Below are 2,892 nucleotides of genomic sequence, written 5' to 3'. Positions count from 1 at the left end.
GCTTCTGCTCCGCCTGAGCGAACTTAAAGAAGGCGTCGATGATGCTGGCTTTGTCATTGAACTCATCTAGATTTGTCTGATGAATAAAATCAACCACTAAGCTCTCTTTCGCTCTATTGCCTAGGCTACCGCGGATCATACGGCGGACTTCTTCAATCAAACCTTCTTTACTCTTGTTCTTCTTATTATGATCAAAAATCAGTTCAAGAATGTAATCGAGATTGATTTCTTGAGATTTAAGCAAATCAACTTCAAAGACGACATCGCTCCAGTCTACTGTTGACTTATCTTTGTCCTGCCCTTCTTTATCACGGCATAGCCAGTCGCGGGTATCGTTGTAGGTTGAGCGATAATCTTGTATCGCACGCTCGCTAGGCATGTCGATGGTTTGCATTGCCTCAATATCCGCATCGTCCAAATAGTACTTTGACTTGAACTCTTCGACAGCTTGTTCATCACGGGTATCCAAGTTTTGCAACGCTTTTAAACCAGCAAATTCATCATAGTTTTGTAAAATATTTTCTGCTTTTAGGTATTCACCAAAAAGCTTGGCAAATTCTTTTTTATCTTGTTCTTTTTCAATGTGTTCTGGGTTTGGAAAGCGTTCTTTCAACTCTTTTACGATATCGATAAAACCTCGACGCACTTGACCTGTAACAATATCGTTAAAGCCTTCCATATATTCCTTATAGCTCTTCTCCAGTACAACATTTTTGGTATTTTTGTCTCCAAACAAAGTGATGGCATCAATGGTTGCCTGCTCTAAGTCCCGGAAGGTAACAATATTGCCAAAGGTTTTAGTTGCATCATAAATACGGTTGGTGCGAGAAAATGCCTGCATCAAACCGTGATAGCGTAAATTCTTATCAACAAACAAGGTATTGAGCGTCGGTGCATCAAAGCCCGTTAAAAACATACCCACCACGATAAGCAGATCGATTTCTTAATTCTTCACTCGCTGGGCAAGGTCACGGTAGTAGTTCTGAAAGCCATGACTGTCCACGCCATAGTTAGATTTAAACATGGCGTTATAATCCGTGATCGCGGCGCTCAAAAACTCTTTCGCACTGCTGTTCATGGCACTGACTTCAAAACTCTCATCTAAAATATCACCAATAGCATCCTGCTCTTCATTAGCCGCAAATGAGAAGATAGTCGCAATGCGAAGAGGTTTACTTGTGGATCCCTTTTCAGCCTCAGCTTGCAATGTTTTAAAGGTTTCATAATACGCTTTAGCAGCATCAACACTACTTACCGCAAACATGGCATTGAATCCTTTCGCACCAGAATAAGCGCGATGCGTTTTCTGGTTAAAATGACTCAGAATATACTGCGATATTTCACGGATCCGCATCGGGTGTAAAAATGCTTGCTTGTTCTCCGCAGCACTGAGTTTTTTATCGTCCTGTTCAGTCTCAATGCCCTTAAATTGCGGACGAACGTCGTTATAGTCCACTTTGAATTTGAGTACTTTTTCATCACGAATGGCATCAGTGATTACATACGTATGCAACTGCTGACCGAATACACTGCCCGTTGTTTCAGCACCCAAAGCGTTTTCAGGGAAAATTGGCGTACCCGTAAAGCCAAACTGATAATACTTTTTGAATTTCTTTTTCAGGTTTTTCTGCGCTTCGCCGAACTGACTTCGATGACACTCATCAAAAATAAATACCACTTGTTTTTGGTAAATAGGTAAATTGCTTTCACTTTTGATTAAGTTGTTGAGCTTTTGGATTGTGGTAACAACAATCTTGTTATCGTCTTTATCCAGGTTGTTCTTAAGCCCTGCGGTACTGTCTGAACCGTTCACACTATCAGGCGAGAAACGCTGATACTCTTTCATAGTCTGATAGTCGAGGTCTTTTCTGTCCACGACAAAAAAGACTTTATCAATAAATTCTAATTCCGTGGCTAGCCGTGCCGCTTTAAAGCTAGTGAGTGTCTTACCAGAACCTGTGGTGTGCCAAATGTACCCACCGCTTTCGGTATTACTCCAGTTCTTAGCGTTAAAGGCACTTTTTATTTTCCATAGGATCCGCTCGGTAGCCGCAATCTGATAAGGACGCATCACAAGCAAGGTATTACTGACATCAAATACCGAGTATTTGAAAATGACTTCAAGCAGGGTTTCTTTTTGGAAAAAAGTTGCCGTGAAATCTTTTAAATCTTTAATCAGCGTATTATCTGATTTCGCCCAGTTCATCGTGAAGTCAAAGCTGTTCTTGTCACGCTTAGTCGTATTGGCAAAATAACGCGTGTCAGTACCATTCGAGATCACAAACAGCTGTAAGAACTTATATAACGAGTTCTCTTCATTAAAACTCTCTTTGCTGTAACGATGTATTTGGTTAAACGCCTCACGGATTTTCACACCACGCTTTTTCAGTTCAGTGTGCACTAAAGGCAAACCATTGACCAAAATCGTCACATCGTATCGGTTGGCATGGCTTCCTGTTTGTTCAAACTGCTTAATTACCTGCACTTTATTGCGAGCAATGGTCTTCTTGTCGAATAGGTAGATATTTTCGATATGACCATCATCAAAAACAAAATCAAAGATATAATCACTGTGCACTTTGCGGGTTTTATCGAGAATATTATCGCTTGGCGTGTTCAAGTATTGCTCACAAAAACGAACCCACTCAGCATCGGTAAACTCAACTTTATTGAGGGCTTGTAGCTGTTTGCGCACATTCACTAACATGGCCTCTGGTGTCGTTAGCGCAGGTAGATACTCATACCCCTGATTGATTAGATCCTGAATGAGCTCACGCTCTAAATCACCTTCGCTCTGGTAGTTTTCACTTACCTGCGTTTGCTTTGTGTATTTGTCTAGGACAATAAAATTATTGGATTCTGCAATACTTTTGTAGGAGGTGGTCATTTATC

General features: G+C 40.9%; 1 pseudogene. It reads right to left on the bottom strand.

Going from position 1 to position 2,892, the window contains the following annotated elements:
• Positions 1-2,887, bottom strand: a pseudogene (locus tag PR675_RS20440) (HsdR family type I site-specific deoxyribonuclease); the annotation flags it as partial.
• Between the last annotated feature and the right edge of the window lie 5 nt (positions 2,888-2,892).

The organism is Providencia sp. PROV261 (assembly GCF_028477945.1).
GTDB classification, from domain to species: Bacteria; Pseudomonadota; Gammaproteobacteria; order Enterobacterales; family Enterobacteriaceae; genus Providencia; species Providencia stuartii.
This window is presented reverse-complemented; position numbering and strand designations above follow the sequence as displayed.